Genomic DNA, 14,925 nt, shown 5'->3' with positions numbered 1-14,925 from the left:
TCCGGTTTGTAGCCAAACACCGGGTGAGCGACCGGTCACAGCAGGTACGTTCTTGCCCCGCCGGAACACCGGCAGCACCAGGAGAGGGCTCGGCCATGGCGACGTCACGGGCAGTTCCCAATCTCGCCTTCCGCAGGCTCCGTGGCCAGCAGTCGCCGTCGGAGTTCGCCGCGGCGGTCCGCCGGGCGGCGCGGGAGATCGGCGAGCAGGTCGCCTGCGACGCCCGCTACATCGGACGTGTGGAGGCCGGAGAGATCCGCTGCCCCAACTACGCGTACGAGCGGGTGTTCCGGCACATGTTCCCCGGTCTGACGCCGGCGGACCTGGGCTTCGCGGCCCGGGAGGACGTACGCGGGCGGCGGGCGACCGCCGCGGCCGCGGCGTCCCAGGCGGCCCTCACCACCCGGAACGATGAGGAGAGCGACGTGCTGCGTCGCGCATTCATGACGAGCGGTACCGCCACCGTGGCGGCCGCCTCGCTGGGACTCGGCGGCAGCGCCGCCGCGATCCCGGCCCCCCGGTCCCCGCAGCGGATCGGCGACGCCGAGGTCAAGGCCGTCGAGGCCGCCGTACGGCGGATCCGGCTGCTCGACGACCGGCACGGCGCGGAGGGCCTGTACAAGGTCGCCGCCCAGCCGCTGCGGGCCGCGTACGCGCTGCTCGACGAGGGCGTGACGAGCCGCCGCGCGACCGAGGCGCGGCTCCAGTCCGGCGCGGGCGAGCTGGCCCTCTCGGTCGGCTGGCTGGCCCACGACTCGGGCCGGCACGACGACGCCCGCTCCCACTACGCGGAGGCCCTGGCCACCGCGCGGGTGGCGGGCGACCCGGCCCTGGAGGCGCACGCCTTCTGCAACACCGCCTTCCTGGCCCGCGATGCAGGAAGGTTCCGCGAGGCGGTCCGGGCGGCCCAGGCCGGGCTGTACGCGGCCCGCGCGGTGCCCTCGGCGCGGCTGCACGCGCTGCTCTCGCTGCGCGAGGCAGGGGCCTGGGCGGGGCTCGGCGACCGGGCCTCCTGCGAGCAGGCTCTCGGCCGGGCGCACGGGCACTTCGCCAAGGGGTCCTGCGACGCGGACCCGGAGTGGATGTCGTTCTTCGGCGAGCCGGAACTGGAGGTCCTGGAGGCCCAGTGCTGGTCGGCGCTGGGCGAGCACGGCCGGGCCGTCCGGCACGCGCACCGCGCGACCGTGCTGCAGAACCCGCACTTCGCGCGGAACCTCGCGCTGTACCGGGCCCAGCTCGCCGGCGACCTGGCCCGCGCCGGGCGGCCGGACGAGGCGGCCGTGGAGGCGCGGCGGGTGTTCGCCTCCCTGGAGGGCGTCCAGTCGCAGCGGATCCGCCGCATGCTGGACGCGACCCGGAAGCTCCTCGCCACGCCGTGAGGCGGGGACCCGCCGTGGCGCGGGGGGCTCGGGGTGGTGCGGGGGACGCGCCGTAGTGCCGAGGGCTACGCCTCCATGTGCCCGGTGTCGTTCCAGCGCTCCACCGCGGGCGCGCCGTACTGCCAGCCGAGCACCGACAGACTCGTCGGGTCCAGCTTGATCCGGGAGCCGAAGAACACGTCCTCGCCCAGCCAGCGCGCGGCGATCGAGCGCAGGATGTGGCCGTGCGCGAAGACCAGGACGTCCCGGTCCGCCGAGCGCGCCCAGGCCACCACCTCGTCCGCGCGGGCCGTCACGTCCGCGCGGCTCTCGCCCTCCGGCACGCCGTCGCGCCACAGCAGCCAGCCCGGGGCGCGCTCCTGGATCTGCGGCGGGGTCAGCCCCTCGTACGCGCCGTAGTCCCACTCCATCAGCGCGTCCCAGCGCTCCGCGCGCTCGCCGAACCCGGCCAGCTCGCAGGTCTCGGCCGCCCGGGACAGCGGGCTGGTGCGCACCTCGACGCCGGGCAGACCCTGCCAGGGCCCGCGGTGCAGCCGCTCGCCGAGCAGCTTCGCGCCGCGCCGCCCCTCGTCGAGCAGCGGGATGTCCGTCCTGCCGGTGTGCCGGCCGAGGAGCGACCACTCGGTCTGGCCGTGACGGGCGAGCAGGATGCGCGGTGCCATGAAGGGGCTTCTCCCTGAATGTCCTCGAACGGGTGTACCGGGGCTGCACGTCCATCATCCCGTACGTGAACGCGGCGGTCTCCTCAGGCAACCCCGGCCCCCGCCGTGACGTCCCCCAGAGGTCAGGACCGATCACATTTTCGGATCAGCACGCCTCGGGGGGACGTACGGATGCCGCTGCCGCAAGCAGCCCAGGGGGCCCGGCCCCGTTGGTGGACCGAGCTGCTCCTGCTCGTCGCGGTGTACGGCGCGTACACCGGCGGCCGGCTGCTCGCCCGCGGTGACGCGCAGACCGCCGTGGACCACGGCCTGGCGATCCTGCGCGTCGAGAAACTGCTGTACCTCAATGCCGAGCACCCGTTGAACAGGCTGTTCACCACCACCCCCGAGCTCGCGATCCCCGCGGACTTCGCGTACGCGACCCTGCACTACCTGGTCACCCCGGCCGTGCTGATCTGGCTGTTCCGCCGCCGCCCCACCCGCTACCGGGCGGCCCGCACCTGGCTGATGCTCTCCACCCTGCTCGGCCTGGTCGGCTTCACCCTGCTGCCCACCTGCCCGCCCCGGCTGCTCGACGCCGGCCACGGATTCGTCGACACCATGGCCCAGTTCAGCGCGTACGGCTGGTGGGGCGGGGCGGCGAGCGCGCCGCGCGGCCTGGGCGGGCTGACCAACCAGTACGCGGCCATGCCCTCGCTGCACGTCGGCTGGGCCCTGTGGTGCGGCGTGATGCTGTGGCGGTACGGGCGGACGCCGCTGCTGAAGGCGCTCGGCGCGGCGTACCCGCTGCTGACCGTGATCGTGGTCATGGGCACGGCCAACCACTACTTCCTGGACGCCGTCGCCGGGGCGGCCGTGATGGGGCTCGGGCTGCTGCTCACCACCCCGTTCCTGCGCGCCGTGGACCGGCTGCGGCCTCGCGTGTCCACGGCTTCGTCCCCGATTGTCAGTGGCGGATGCGACACTTCCGCGGGTGAGCGAATCCCAGGCCGGCGGAGCGCCCCCGTCTCCGCAGACGCCTCCGCAGACGACACTCCGGCGCCGGCTCGCTGAGCTGCGCGGGCCCGCCGTCCCGCCGCGTGCGATGGACGCGCGGGCGCTGGCGGCGCTGGCCGCCAACCCCGGCTGCAAGCGGCGCGCGCTGCTCGACGGCGCGGGCGTCGACAAGAGCACGCTGGCGTCACGGCTCGGGTCCCCGGCGGCGTACGGACAGTCCCAGTTCGCCATCATGCGGGGCAACGCGTTCGAGGCGAAGGTCAAGGCGGACGGCGGCCGGGAGCTGCTACGGCTGCTCGGCGTGGACGACGCCGCCGACGTGCTCGTCCCCGACCTGGCCGCGGCCGGCCCGGAGGGACGGGCGGCGCGGACCTCGCTGGCGCTGCGGGAGGCGACGGAGGCGGGAGCGTCCGGGGCCTGGACGCTGCTCGACCATCCGCTGCTGGCCCTGGACGTCGCCGGCTCGCCGGTGTTCCTGGAGCCGGACGCGGTGGTGATCCGCCCGGACGGACGGTGGACGGTCGTCGAGATCAAGTCCTTCCCGATGGTCGACGGTTCGGCGGACGCCTCGAAGGTCGGCGCCGCGGCCCGGCAGGCGGCCGTGTACGTCCTTGCCCTGGAGCGGGTCGCGGCGGTGACCGGGGGCGCGAGCGTGGCGCAGTCGGTGCTGCTCGTCTGCCCGAAGGACTTCTCGAACCTGCCGACCGGCTCGATGGTCGACGTACGCAAGCAGGCGGCGGTGACCCGTCGTCAGCTCGCCCGGCTGACCCGCATCGAGGACATCGCGGCCGCCCTGCCGGAAGGGCTGACGTTCGACGTCGAGACCTGTACCCCGGAGCAGCTCGCCCAGGCCGTGGAGGCGGTGCCGCACGCGTACGCGCCGGAGTGCCTGGCCGCCTGCGAACTGGCCTTCCACTGCCGGGAGCGGGCCCGGCTCGCGGGCGTGGTGGAGGTGCTCGGCCGGTCGGTGCGCGGGGAGCTCGGCGGACTGACGACCATCGGCGCGGTGCTCGACGCGGCACGCGGCCAGGACGGCGACGCGGAGGACCCGACGGTGGCCGCGGTCCGCCGGGCACGGGCGCTGCGGGCGGAGGCGCTGGCGGCGGCTTCGGTGCCGGGGCCGATGCCGGCGTCGGGATCGGCTTCGGCGGAGGGGGCGATGGCGTGTCTCTGATCTCCACCCTCGCGCGCATGGAGGCCGTCGAGAGCGGCCGGGCGCAGCCGCTGGCGACCGTACGCCACCGGCACCTGTCCGAACGACCCCTGGTCTTCGTCCCGTTGACCACCGCCGGTGAGGCCGGCGCGCCCCTCGGCGCGCTGGTCGGCACCGACCCGGCGGAGCCCCGGCTGCTCGTCGTGCCGCAGCCCCGCGACCGCGACCTGCGGTTCGCGTTCCTCGCGGACCTGGCCGACGAGATCCTGCCGTACGTCGACTCGTTCGCCGACGGCGTCGAGGCTGTGGCGAAGAAGGAGACCGACCCGGAGACCGGGAAGAAGGTCGACGTCGAGGTCGAACTGTGCGCGGACGCCCCCCAGTTGCTCGTACCGAGCCGGGCCGGCGCCGAGTACGTACGACTCCTCGGGCGCTCGATGCGGTTCCGGCGCACCGTCGAGCAGGACCCGGAGACGCCGTTCCCGGCGCCGCCCCGCGTGCCGCTCCTCGGCCGCTGGCTGACGCACTTCGGCGAGCGGGCCCGCGTACCCGGCTCCTCGCTGCTCCTCGCCGCGACGGACCTGCTGAACCGGCACTGGGCGACCGGCCAGTCCTCCCTGGAGGACCAGCACCTCGGGGCGCTGCTGGCCTGGATCGACGTGCCGGACGACGAGTCCGGCGCGGAGGCCGCGCTCCGGGCCGAGCTGGGCCGGGACGCGGCCGGTCTGCTGCTGTGCCCGCCGGCCGGCCCGGCCACCGACCCGGCGTTCGACAACCGGCTGCTCGCACCCGCGATCGAGCGGTACGACCGGGCCCGGCAGGGCCTGGGCGCGGCCGAGGACGGCGAGGCCGCGGACGTGCGCCTCGGCGAACTGCACCGCGCCGAGCGGGAGATCCGCCGGCTCATCGCCGCGCAGCTGAAGCCGACCTGGGACGCGGTGTGGCGGGCGGTCGAGCTGCTGCGGGAGCTGCCGGAGGGCGCGCGGGTACCGGACCGCTGGACGCGCGACCGCTGGTCGTTCACCGCCCACCGGGACCGGGTGGCGGCCGGCGAACCCCCGCAGCCGCGCCGCGACGACGCGGTGACCGCCGCCCGCAAACTGGCCGCGCGCGAGCAGGCGCAGGGCCAGCTGGAGGCCCAGGAGGCGCTCGACGACCCGCTGGTGTTCGCGGGGCGGCGGCTGTCCGGAGAGGCGTTCGTGGCGGAGGTGACCGAGGTGACGATGGCGTGGACGGAGTCGAAGCGCCCCGCACCCCGGCCGCTGCTCACCGTCCGCACCGACGACCGGCCGCACCTGGGCGAGGGCGTGAAGGTGTACCGCTCGCTGGACGGCAAGCCGCAGTCGGCCGCATTCGTCGGGTACGAGGAGGACGGCTCCGTGGTGCTGCGGATCCTGGACCGGATGGGCCGCGGCAAGGAGCCGGCGGAGGGCTCGGTGCCGGAGAAGGGCGAACGCGTCGCCTGGACGCTGTTCGAGCACGAGGCACGGGTGGGCGCGAAGCTGCCGGACCCGGAGGAGACGCCCTGGACGCACGGCGGCCCTCCCCCTGGCTTCGCCGGGGGGACCCCCGGCACCGGCGTCGCCGAACTGCCGGACGCCGTGACCCCGGAGGACCTGCTGTGACGTTCGACCCCTCTGCGGAGGCCGCGCGGGCGACGTCCGCCATCCTGGCCGGCACGATGCACGGCGACGCGCGAGGCGTCGTCGTGGACTCGCCGCCGGGTGCCGGAAAGTCGACCCTCGTCGTCCGCGCCGCACTGGAACTCGCCGCTGCGGGACGCCCGTTGATGGTCGTAGCGCAGACGAACGCGCAGGTCGACGACCTGGTGCTGCGGCTCGCGGAGAAGGAGCCGGAGCTCGAGGTGGGCCGGCTGCACTCCAACGACAGCGACCCGTACGACAAGGCGCTGAACGACCTGGAACAGGTACGGAAGTCCGCGAAGGCCGCGGATCTGGCGGGCCTCCCGGTGGTGTTGTCGACGGCCGCGAAGTGGGCGCACGTGAAGAACGTGGAGCCGTGGGCGCACGCGATCGTCGACGAGGCGTACCAGATGCGCTCGGACGCGCTGCTCGCGGTGGCGGGCCTGTTCGAACGCGCGCTGTTCGTGGGCGATCCCGGACAGCTGGACCCGTTCTCGGTGGTCGGCGCGGAGCAGTGGGCGGGCCTGACGTACGACCCGTCGGCGTCAGCCGTGAGTACGTTGCTGGCCCACAATCCGGACCTCCCCCAGCACCGCCTCCCGGTCTCCTGGCGCCTCCCGGCGTCGGCGGCCCCGTTGGTCTCCGACGCGTTCTACCCGTACACCCCGTTCCGCAGCGGCACGGACCACGGCGACCGGCGGCTGTCGTTCGGCGTCCCGTCCGACGGCTCCGGCCCGGACCGGGTGCTCGACGAGGCGGCGGAGTCCGGCTGGGGCCTCCTGGAACTCCCCGCCCGCCACACGCCCCGCACGGACCCGGAGGCGGTCCGCGCGGTCGCCCTGGTCGTCCGCAGGCTCCTGGACAGAGGCGGCGCGACGGTCAGCGAAGTCCCCCAAGCTCTCGGCTCCGCTCGAGCAGGGGGGACCCCCATCCCGGACGCCACCCCCCTCACCCCCGACCGCATCGCCGTGGGCACCGCCCACCGGGACCAGGCGGCCGCCGTCCGTGCCGCGCTGGCGGAGCTGGGCGTCTCGGGTGTCACGGTCGACACGGCGAACCGCCTGCAGGGCCGCGAGTACGACGTGACGGTCGTCCTCCACCCCCTGTCCGGCCGCCCCGACGCCACGGCCTTCCACCTGGAGACCGGCCGCCTCTGCGTCCTGGCCTCCCGCCACCGCCACGCCTGCATCGTCGTCTGCCGCGCAGGCGTCACTGACCTCCTGGACGACCACCCGTCCACGGAACCGGTCCAGCTGGGCGTCACGGTCAAATTCCCGGACGGCTGGGAGGCCAACCATGCGGTGCTGTCGCACCTGGCGGAGCACCGGGTGAGCTGGGGGCTGTGAGGGGGCCGGGGGAGGCGGCCCCGGACCTCTCGAACGGGGACGCCGGACAGCTTCGACAGTCTCAGAAGTGGCGCATCCGCCGGACGGAGTCCGGCACGCCGCCGGAGGCGGCCGGGGAATACAGCCCGGACGGCTGGGAGGCCAACCATGCGGTGCTGTCGCACTTGGCGGAGCACCGGGTGAGCTGGTCGCCCTGAGGCCCTCGTGGCACAGCCTTCGGTCACGGCCGCGCCATCCGGGAACGGACCTCAGCGTTCGTCGAGTTCCACGCGGGGGGCGCTGTCGTGCCAGACGGCGAAGACGGAGAGTTCGCGGGCGTCGCGGGTGAAGGTGACGCGGATCCAGGTGGGTTGCTTCCAGACCTGCATCTGCCAGCCTGCCGAAGGGATCGCCGAGACCAGTTCGGCCGACGTGTCGCCCAGGGCGAAGACCACCCGGCCGCCGTCGAGCGTGTAGCTCTTCACCTCGCCCTCGGGGGTGGGCTGCGGCTTGGTGGGGGTGGGAGTGGGGCGGGGCTTCTTCGGGGTGGGTTTCCTCGTGGGGGGCTGGGTGCGGGGGCGTGTCGTCGACGACGCCACCGGGCTGGGGTCGCCCGCTGACGGGGAGCCCGAGTTCGCGGCGGGGATCGGGAGGGCCAGGGGCGGGTCGTACGCCGTGCCCGCCATCACCGTGTGCACGCCCCACCAGGACAGCGTGACCGCCGCGCCCGTGGCGAGCGACCACGCCAGGGCGTGTACCAGTCCTCTTCGCATCGCGGCCATCATGCACCACGTCCCCGGCCCCCGTGTCCCCCACATGGCGTACGGTGCCGCCCATGGCAAGTGTGCTCGTGGTCGAGGACGACCAGTTCGTACGCTCGGCCCTCATCCGGCATCTGACCGACGCCGCCCACACGGTACGCAGCGTCGGCACCGCCCTGGAGGCGCTGCGCGAGGTCGCCCATTTCCGGTTCGACGTGGTCATTCTGGACCTCGGCCTGCCCGATCTGGACGGGGCCGAGGCGCTGAAGATGCTGCGCGGGATCACCGATGTCCCCGTCATCATCGCGACCGCGCGGGACGACGAGGCCGAGATCGTGCGGCTGCTCAACGACGGGGCGGACGACTACCTGACCAAGCCGTTCTCCGTGGAGCACCTGTCCGCGCGGATGGCCGCGGTGCTGCGCCGCGCCCGGTCCTCCGGCGAGGCGCCGCCGAGCCGGGAGATCAGGGTCGGGGGGCTGTCCGTCGATCCCCTGCGGCGGCAGGCCCGGTTGGACGACAAGCCCCTGGACCTCACCCGGCGGGAGTTCGATCTGCTGGCCTTTCTCGCCGGGCGGCCCGGCGTCGTCGTCTCCCGGCGGGAGCTGCTCGCCGAGGTGTGGCAGCAGTCGTACGGGGACGACCAGACCATCGACGTCCATCTGTCCTGGCTGCGCCGGAAGCTCGGGGAGACGGCGGCCCGGCCCCGGTACCTCCACACCCTGCGGGGCGTGGGCGTGAAGCTGGAGCCGCCGCAGTGAGATGGGCGCTGGTCAAGGTGTCGCTCGCGGTCACCGCCATGGTCGTCATCGCCTTCGCCGTCCCGCTGGCGCTCGTCGTCAAGGAGATGGCCAGCGACCGGGCGTTCTCCAACGCCGAACGGCGGGCCTCCGGCCTCGCCCCCGTGCTCGCCATCACCACCGACCGCGCCGAGCTCGACCGGGCCGTCGCCAGTACCGAGGACGGCGCGGCGGGGCGTCTCGCCGTGCACGTCCCGGCCGGTGACGAGCCGGGTGCCCGGGCGGTGGAGATCGGTACCCGGCGGGCCGCCGCGGAGGACCTGGAGACCACCCGCCGGCTCGGCCGGGCCACCGTCGCGGAGGTCGACGGCGGCTCGGTGCTGCTGCAGCCGACCGCGGTCGGTTCCGGGCGGGTCGCGATCGTCGAGCTGTTCGTGCCGGAGGGGGAGCGGTCCAACGGGGTCGCGACCGCGTGGCTCCTGCTCGCCGGGGTCGGGATCGCGCTGATCGTCGGGTCCGTCGCGGTCGCCGACCGGCTCGGCGTACGGATGGTCCAGCCGGCCCAGCGGCTCGCCGGCGCCGCGCACGAGCTGGGCGAGGGGCGGCTGGGGGCGCGGGTGCCGGAGGAGGGGCCGCCGGAGCTGAAGTCCGCCGCGATCGCCTTCAACGCGATGGCCGACCAGGTCGTCCAGCTGCTCGCCAACGAGCGCGAGCTGGCCGCGGACCTCTCGCACCGGCTGCGTACCCCGCTGACCGTGCTGCGGCTCAACGCCGCGTCCCTGGGCTCCGGTCCGGCGGCCGAGCAGACCCGGGCCGCGGTGGAGCAGCTGGAGCGCGAGGTCGACACCATCATCCGTACCGCCCGCGAGGCGAAGCCGCAGACCCAGGCGACCGGGCCGGGCGCGGGCTGCGACGCGTCCGAGGTGGTGCGGGAGCGGATGGCGTTCTGGTCCGCGCTCGCGGAGGACGAGGACCGGAAGGTACGGGTCGCCGGCATCGACCGGCCGGTCCGCATCCCGGTCGCCCGCCCCGAACTCGCCGCCGCCCTCGACGCGCTGCTCGGCAACGTCTTCCGGCACACCCCCGAGGGCACCGCGTTCTCCGTGGACGTCCACAACGGCGACGACGCCGTGATCGTCCTGGTCTCCGACGCCGGCCCCGGCATCGCCGACCCGGCCGCCGCGCTGGCGCGCGGCAACAGCGGCGACCGCGCCGGCTCCACCGGCCTCGGACTGGACATCGCCCGCCGCATGGCCGAGTCGACGGGCGGCGACGTCCGCCTGGGCCGCTCGGTCCTCGGCGGCACGGAAGTCCGCATCTGGATTGCCCTCGCCGACCACACCCGCACCACCCCCACCCGCAGAGCCCGCCGCAAGCGCGGCTGAGCCGCCGCCGAGCGGCGGCGGACGGACGGCCACGGGTGGGCTGAGCCCCTGCGGATCCACGGCCCCACCCCCCAGCCTTTCCCCGGCCCCATCCCTCCCTTAAGCGGAGCCTAAGGATCCTCAACCCCGGCCGTTTCACGGTAATTTGTCCGAATCCCGGTCGCTAGCGTGCTGCCCGCACCCCACCCCCGCAACACAGAGGCAGGCACGCGATGGGCAGCAGTTCGCATCGGCGCAGGGCGAGCGGTCGGACCAAGGCCGTGGGCGCGGTCGTCGGCGCCGCGGTGATCGGCGGCGCGGCGTTCGCGTTCACCGGTACCGCGCAGGCGTCGGCCGTCGGCGCCGCGTACACCAGGACCAGCTCCTGGACCGGCGGCTACACCGGGCAGTACGTCGTCACCAACGGGACCGACAAGGTCCAGTCCGGCTGGACCCTCGAGTTCGACCTGCCCGCCGGTACCGCCGTCGGGTCCCTGTGGAACGGCGAGCACACCGTCTCCGGGCGGCACGTCACCGTGAAGCCCGCGAGCTGGAACAAGGACCTCGCGCCCGGCCAGTCCGTCACCGTCGGCTTCGTCACCTCCGCGACCGGCACCGCGGGCGACCCGACCGGCTGTCTCATCAACCAGGCCGCCTGCTCCGTCGACACGGGCGCCACCCCGCAGCCCAGCGGCCGGCCCACCGAGCAGCCCACGCCCACCCCGACGCCCACCGTCAAGCCGACCCCCACGGCCACCGCCACCCCGACTCCCACGGCCACCGCGACCCCGACCCCCACCACGCCCCCGGCCCCCTCCGGCGGCGCCAGGTTCGCCCCGTACGTCGACACCTCGCTCTACCCGGCGTACGACCTGCTCGCCACCGCCGACGCGACCGGCGTGAAGGAGTTCAACCTGGCCTTCATCACCTCCGGCGGCGGCTGCGCCCCGCTGTGGGGCGGGGTCACCGACCTGGAGAACGACAAGGTGGCCGCCCAGATCGGCGCGCTGCGCGCCAAGGGCGGCGACGTCCGGGTCTCCTTCGGCGGCGCGGCCGGCCACGAACTGGCCCTGAACTGCGCGAACTCCGCCGACCTGGCCGCCGCGTACGGCAAGGTCATCGACCGGTACAAGCTCACCAAGGTCGACTTCGACGTCGAGGGCGCGGCCCTGCCGGACACCGCCGCCAACACCCGCCGCTCCCAGGCCATCGCCCAGCTCCAGAAGTCGCACCCGGGCCTGGACGTCTCCTTCACGCTGCCGGTCATGCCCGAAGGGCTCACCCAGCCCGGCGTGAACCTGCTGGCCGACGCGAAGAAGAACGGCGTCCGGGTCGATGCCGTGAACATCATGGCCATGGACTACGGTCCGGCCTACAGCGCCGACATGGGCACGTACGCGATCCAGGCCGCGACCGCGACCCAGGCGCAGATCAAGGGCGTCCTCGGACTGTCCGACGCCGCCGCCTGGAAGGCCGTGGCGGTCACCCCGATGATCGGTCTCAACGACGTCACGACCGAGATCTTCAAGGTCGACGACGCGACCCAGCTGGTCGACTTCGCCACGTCCAAGGGCCTCGGCTGGCTGTCGATGTGGTCCTCGACCCGCGACAAGCAGTGCGCGGCCGGCGCGGTCAACCACGCGGACGCCACCTGCTCCTCCATCCTCCAGCAGCCCCTCGCCTTCACCAAGGCGTTCTCCGCCTACAAGTAGGTCCTACGGGTCCTCCCCCCAAGGCCCCCCACAGGAAGGGCGCGGTGAAGGGTCAGCCCTTCACCGCGCCCTGCATGATGCCGCCCACGATCTGCCGGCCGAGCACCACGAAGACCAGCAGCAGCGGCAGCGTCCCCAGCAGCGCGCCCGCCATGACCACGGCCTGGTCCGGGACATAGCCCCGGCCCAGGCCGGCGAGCGCCACCTGCACGGTCGGGCTGCCGCTCTGCGTCAGGGCGATCACCGGCCAGAAGAAGTCGTTCCAGGCCATCACGAACGTCAGCATCGCCAGGACCGCCATCGCCGGCCGGGCCGCCGGGAACACCACGTGCCACAGCACCCGCCAGGTGCCCGCGCCGTCCACCCGGGCCGCCTCGACCAGCTCCGCGGGCAGCGCCTGCACCAGGTACTGCCGCATGAAGAACACCCCGAAGGCACTGGCCAGGGCCGGCATGATCACCGCCTGCAGCCGGTCGGTCCAGCCGAGTTCGGCGATCAGCAGGTACAGCGGGACGACGCTCAGCTGCGGCGGCACGGTCATCGTCGCGATCACGACGACCAGGAGCCCGTTCCGGCCGCGGAAGCGGAGCCGGGCGAAGGCGAAGCCCGCCAGCGTGGCGAACAGCACCGTGCCCGCCGCCACCGTCCCCGCCACCACCGTGGTGTTGAGCAGCGCCGTGCCGAGGGCCGCGTCGGTCCAGGCGATCCTCAGGTTCCGCAGCAGGTTCCCGCCGAACCAGAACGGCGGCGGGCTCTGCGCCAGCCGCGTCGACGTCACCGACGCCGCGATCGCCGTCCACAGCAGCGGGAACAGCGAACCGGCCGCGAACAGCGCCAGGACCAGGTACGTCGGCCACCCCGCGGGCCGTCTCGTCACACCCGGCCCCTCTCCGCGCCGGACGTCCGCCGCCGCCCGACCAGCAGCCAGTTGGCCACGCCGATCAGCAGCAGGATCAGGAACATCGCCCAGGCGATGGCCGAGGCCCGCCCGAGGTGCAGGTTCACCCAGCCCTGCTCGTACAGGTAGAGCCCGAGGGTCTGGTACTGGTGCTCCGCCCCGCCGTTCGCGCTGCCGCCGGCGTTGAACAGCAGCGGCTCGCCGAACAGCTGCGTCGCGCCGATCGTCGACACGATCACCGTGAACAGGATCGTCGGACGCAGCGCCGGCACCGTCACATGCACGAACTGCCGCCACCGCGAGGCCCCGTCGAGCTCCGCCGACTCGTACAGCTCGTCCGGGACCGCCTGCATCGCCGCCAGATAGATCAGCGCGTTGTAGCCGGTCCACCGCCACACCACGATCGTCGACACCGCGAACTGCGCGGACCAGGTGCCGTTCTGCCAGTCCACCGCGCCGAACCCGACCAGCCCGAGGACCCAGTTGACCAGCCCGTGGTCGCGGCCGAAGAGCAGTACGAACACGAGCGTCGCGGCGGCGACGGACGTCGCGTACGGGGTGAGCACGGCGACCCGGAAGAACATCCGGCCCCGCATCCGCCGGTGCAGCAGCTGGGCGAGGCCGAGCGCGATCAGCAGCTGCGGCACCGTCGACAGGATCCCGATGGTGACCGTGTTGCCGAACGCGTTCCAGAAGAAGTCGTCGACCAGCAGCCGGGAGAGGTTCCGCAGCCCCACCCATTCCCGGTGCTCCGGCGCGGTCAGCTCCACCCGGTGCAGCGCCACCCAGCCGGTGTACACCATCGGGACCAGCCCGAAGGCGGCGAAGAGCAGGAAGAACGGGGCGAGCAGCGCGTACGGGCTCGCGCGCACGCGCAGGCCCCGCAGCCGTCCGCCCCGGCTGGGCGTCGACGACGCCGTCACAGGTCGAGGGCGTTGTCGATCGCCTTGACCGCCGCGTCCCATCCCTCCTGCGCCGTCTTGCCCTTCTGGTCGACCTGGAGCATCCCGACGTCCGCGAGGTTCTGCTGGATGACCAGGTCCTTCGGGCCGACGGGGGCCACCGGCACGTCCCGCGCGGCGCGGGCGAAGATCGCGCCGGTCGGCGCCCCGCGGAAGTACGGATGGGTGGCCTCGGCGACGACGGGCAGCCGGTGCGCGGCCGAGGCGCTGGGGAAGCTGCCGCGCTTCTCGAACAGCACGGCCTGCTGCGCGGGCGCGGTCAGCCAGGCGGCCAGCCGGGCGGCCTCCGCGGTGTGCTTCCCGGCGGAGGGGACGACGAGGAAGGAGCCGCCCCAGTTGCCGGGCCGGGGCGCGGCGGCGACGTCCCACCGGCCCTTGCCGGCCGGGCCGGCCTTGTCCTCGATGTAGCCGAGCATCCAGGCCGGGCAGGAGACGGTCGCGAAGGTGCCCTGGGAGAAGCCCTGGTCCCAGTCGGGGGTGAACTGCTGCAGCCGGGCGGTCAGACCGCCCTCGGCGAAGGCGGCGGCGAGGTTCCAGGCGTCCTTCACGGCCGGGTTGGTCTTGTAGACCACCTCGCCGTCGGCGTCGTAGAACCGCTCGGCACTGCTGCCGTTGATGGCCGACAGCACTCCGGACGCGGAGTCCACGAACGCGGTGCCCTCCGGCGCGCCTTGCTGGTAGCGGGTGCCGGCCTCCAGGTAGGCGCGCCAGTCGCCGGCCCAGAGCGCGCCGACGGCCTCCCGGTCGGTGGGCAGCCCGGCCTTGGCGAACAGGTCCTTGCGGTAACAGACGGCCTGCGGGCCGATGTCGGTGCCGAGCGCGACGGTCTTGCCGTTCGGGGCGGTGCCCTGCGCCCACTTCCACGGCAGGAACGCGGACCGGTCGACGCCGGGCGCACGGCCGAGGTCCTCCAGCTTGCCGGCCTGGGTGGCGGTGATCTCGGCGATGTTGCCGACCTCGACGGCCTGGATGTCCGCGAGTCCGGAGCCGGCGCCGAGGTGGGTGAGCAGCTGCGGGTAGTAGTTCTCGTTCCGGGCGATGGAGGTCTGCTTGATCACCACGTCCGGATGCAGTCGGGTGTACGCGTCGTACAGCCCCGCCTCCTGGTAGCCGAAGGCGCCGAAGACCCCGACCGTGAGCGTCGTCACACCGGTGCCGCCGGTGCCGCCGGCCCCGTCGTGGTCCGGTGCACAGCCGCCGAGGAGGGCCGCGGCGAGCGCGGCCGCGAGGAGGGGTCTGAGGCCTGGGCGCATGGCGACACGTTAGGGGCCGGGGCCGTCGAGGGCCGGGGACACGACGAAGGCCCGGTCTGTTTACAGACCGGGCCTTC

The 14,925-nt window shown here is 74.0% G+C and carries 13 protein-coding genes; 8 read left to right on the top strand and 5 right to left on the bottom strand.

The window, feature by feature from the left end; genetic code table 11:
- The first annotated feature begins 95 nt into the window (after window positions 1-95).
- Window positions 96-1,379 carry a tetratricopeptide repeat protein gene (locus tag ABZO31_RS11860; protein WP_406861120.1) on the top strand — a complete coding sequence of 428 codons (1,284 nt, stop codon included), beginning with the start codon at window positions 96-98 and terminating at the stop codon, window positions 1,377-1,379.
- Window positions 1,380-1,444: 65 nt separating this feature from the next.
- On the opposite strand, the gene ABZO31_RS11855 is transcribed toward ABZO31_RS11860, so the two are convergent.
- On the bottom strand, window positions 1,445-2,041 hold the full coding sequence (locus ABZO31_RS11855) for a histidine phosphatase family protein (protein WP_406861119.1): 597 nt from the start codon (window positions 2,039-2,041) through the stop codon (window positions 1,445-1,447).
- A gap of 171 nt (window positions 2,042-2,212) precedes the next feature.
- On the opposite strand from ABZO31_RS11855, the gene ABZO31_RS11850 reads away from it, so the two are divergent.
- The 4 genes from ABZO31_RS11850 to ABZO31_RS11835 are packed head-to-tail and all read left to right on the top strand — an operon-like array spanning window position 2,213 to window position 7,179.
- Complete coding sequence (locus ABZO31_RS11850) at window positions 2,213-3,094, top strand: phosphatase PAP2 family protein (protein WP_406861118.1); 882 nt, start codon at window positions 2,213-2,215, stop codon at window positions 3,092-3,094.
- Window positions 3,015-4,211, top strand: coding sequence for a hypothetical protein (locus ABZO31_RS11845; RefSeq protein WP_406861117.1), 1,197 nt, complete (start codon window positions 3,015-3,017; stop codon window positions 4,209-4,211). Before ABZO31_RS11850 ends, ABZO31_RS11845 begins: the two co-directional genes overlap by 80 nt.
- Window positions 4,202-5,815 (top strand): hypothetical protein, encoded by a 1,614-nt coding sequence (locus tag ABZO31_RS11840; protein WP_406861116.1) that lies wholly within the window; start codon window positions 4,202-4,204, stop codon window positions 5,813-5,815. Before ABZO31_RS11845 ends, ABZO31_RS11840 begins: the two co-directional genes overlap by 10 nt.
- A 56-nt stretch (window positions 5,816-5,871) precedes the next feature.
- Entirely contained in the window at window positions 5,872-7,179 is a 1,308-nt protein-coding gene (locus tag ABZO31_RS11835; protein ID WP_406865325.1) for an AAA domain-containing protein, read from the top strand.
- Window positions 7,180-7,427: 248 nt separating this feature from the next.
- Here the strand turns inward: ABZO31_RS11835 and ABZO31_RS11830 are convergent, their stop codons facing one another.
- The gene (locus ABZO31_RS11830) at window positions 7,428-7,931 is read right to left on the bottom strand and encodes a hypothetical protein (RefSeq protein WP_406861115.1); all 504 of its coding nucleotides are present in this window, start codon (window positions 7,929-7,931) and stop codon (window positions 7,428-7,430) included.
- Between the two features lie 62 nt (window positions 7,932-7,993).
- On the opposite strand from ABZO31_RS11830, the gene ABZO31_RS11825 reads away from it, so the two are divergent.
- The 3 genes from ABZO31_RS11825 (at window position 7,994) to ABZO31_RS11815 (ending at window position 11,735) form a co-directional block, all read left to right on the top strand.
- Window positions 7,994-8,680, top strand: coding sequence for a response regulator transcription factor (locus ABZO31_RS11825; protein WP_406861114.1), 687 nt, complete (start codon window positions 7,994-7,996; stop codon window positions 8,678-8,680).
- The gene (locus tag ABZO31_RS11820) at window positions 8,677-10,044 is read left to right on the top strand and encodes a HAMP domain-containing sensor histidine kinase (RefSeq protein ID WP_406861113.1); all 1,368 of its coding nucleotides are present in this window, start codon (window positions 8,677-8,679) and stop codon (window positions 10,042-10,044) included. Before ABZO31_RS11825 ends, ABZO31_RS11820 begins: the two co-directional genes overlap by 4 nt.
- 212 nt (window positions 10,045-10,256) lie before the next feature.
- Window positions 10,257-11,735 (top strand): cellulose binding domain-containing protein, encoded by a 1,479-nt coding sequence (locus ABZO31_RS11815; RefSeq protein WP_406861112.1) that lies wholly within the window; start codon window positions 10,257-10,259, stop codon window positions 11,733-11,735.
- A 52-nt stretch (window positions 11,736-11,787) separates the two neighbouring features.
- Here ABZO31_RS11815 and ABZO31_RS11810 read toward each other — a convergent pair whose 3' ends face one another.
- Genes ABZO31_RS11810 through ABZO31_RS11800 form a run of 3 tightly spaced genes read right to left on the bottom strand, consistent with a single transcriptional unit; the run spans window position 11,788 to window position 14,848 of the window.
- Complete coding sequence (locus ABZO31_RS11810) at window positions 11,788-12,705, bottom strand: carbohydrate ABC transporter permease (RefSeq protein ID WP_406865324.1); 918 nt, start codon at window positions 12,703-12,705, stop codon at window positions 11,788-11,790.
- Complete coding sequence (locus tag ABZO31_RS11805) at window positions 12,609-13,598, bottom strand: carbohydrate ABC transporter permease (protein WP_406861111.1); 990 nt, start codon at window positions 13,596-13,598, stop codon at window positions 12,609-12,611. Before ABZO31_RS11805 ends, ABZO31_RS11810 begins: the two co-directional genes overlap by 97 nt.
- Window positions 13,553-14,848 carry an ABC transporter substrate-binding protein gene (locus tag ABZO31_RS11800; RefSeq protein ID WP_406861110.1) on the bottom strand — a complete coding sequence of 432 codons (1,296 nt, stop codon included), beginning with the start codon at window positions 14,846-14,848 and terminating at the stop codon, window positions 13,553-13,555. The genes ABZO31_RS11805 and ABZO31_RS11800 overlap by 46 nt, the downstream gene beginning before the upstream one ends.
- Window positions 14,849-14,925 lie beyond the last annotated feature (77 nt).

Origin of the sequence: Streptomyces solicamelliae, assembly GCF_045348655.1 — a bacterium.
Taxonomy (GTDB): domain Bacteria; phylum Actinomycetota; class Actinomycetes; order Streptomycetales; family Streptomycetaceae; genus Streptomyces; species Streptomyces solicamelliae.
The sequence above is the reverse complement of the archived record's forward strand: the minus strand, read 5'-3'. Positions and strand labels throughout refer to the sequence as shown.

Excerpts from the sequence above, each read along its gene's own strand:
- ABZO31_RS11860 (WP_406861120.1), top strand. The coding sequence starts at position 96 with ATGGCGACGTCACGGGCAGTTCCCAATCTCGCCTTCCGCAGGCTCCGT.
- ABZO31_RS11855 (WP_406861119.1), bottom strand. The coding sequence starts at position 2,041 with ATGGCACCGCGCATCCTGCTCGCCCGTCACGGCCAGACCGAGTGGTCG.
- ABZO31_RS11850 (WP_406861118.1), top strand. The coding sequence starts at position 2,213 with ATGCCGCTGCCGCAAGCAGCCCAGGGGGCCCGGCCCCGTTGGTGGACC.
- ABZO31_RS11835 (WP_406865325.1), top strand. The coding sequence starts at position 5,872 with ATGCACGGCGACGCGCGAGGCGTCGTCGTGGACTCGCCGCCGGGTGCC.
- ABZO31_RS11830 (WP_406861115.1), bottom strand. The coding sequence starts at position 7,931 with ATGCGAAGAGGACTGGTACACGCCCTGGCGTGGTCGCTCGCCACGGGC.
- ABZO31_RS11825 (WP_406861114.1), top strand. The coding sequence starts at position 7,994 with ATGGCAAGTGTGCTCGTGGTCGAGGACGACCAGTTCGTACGCTCGGCC.
- ABZO31_RS11815 (WP_406861112.1), top strand. The coding sequence starts at position 10,257 with ATGGGCAGCAGTTCGCATCGGCGCAGGGCGAGCGGTCGGACCAAGGCC.
- ABZO31_RS11805 (WP_406861111.1), bottom strand. The coding sequence starts at position 13,598 with ATGGGACGCGGCGGTCAAGGCGATCGACAACGCCCTCGACCTGTGACG.
- ABZO31_RS11800 (WP_406861110.1), bottom strand. The coding sequence starts at position 14,848 with ATGCGCCCAGGCCTCAGACCCCTCCTCGCGGCCGCGCTCGCCGCGGCC.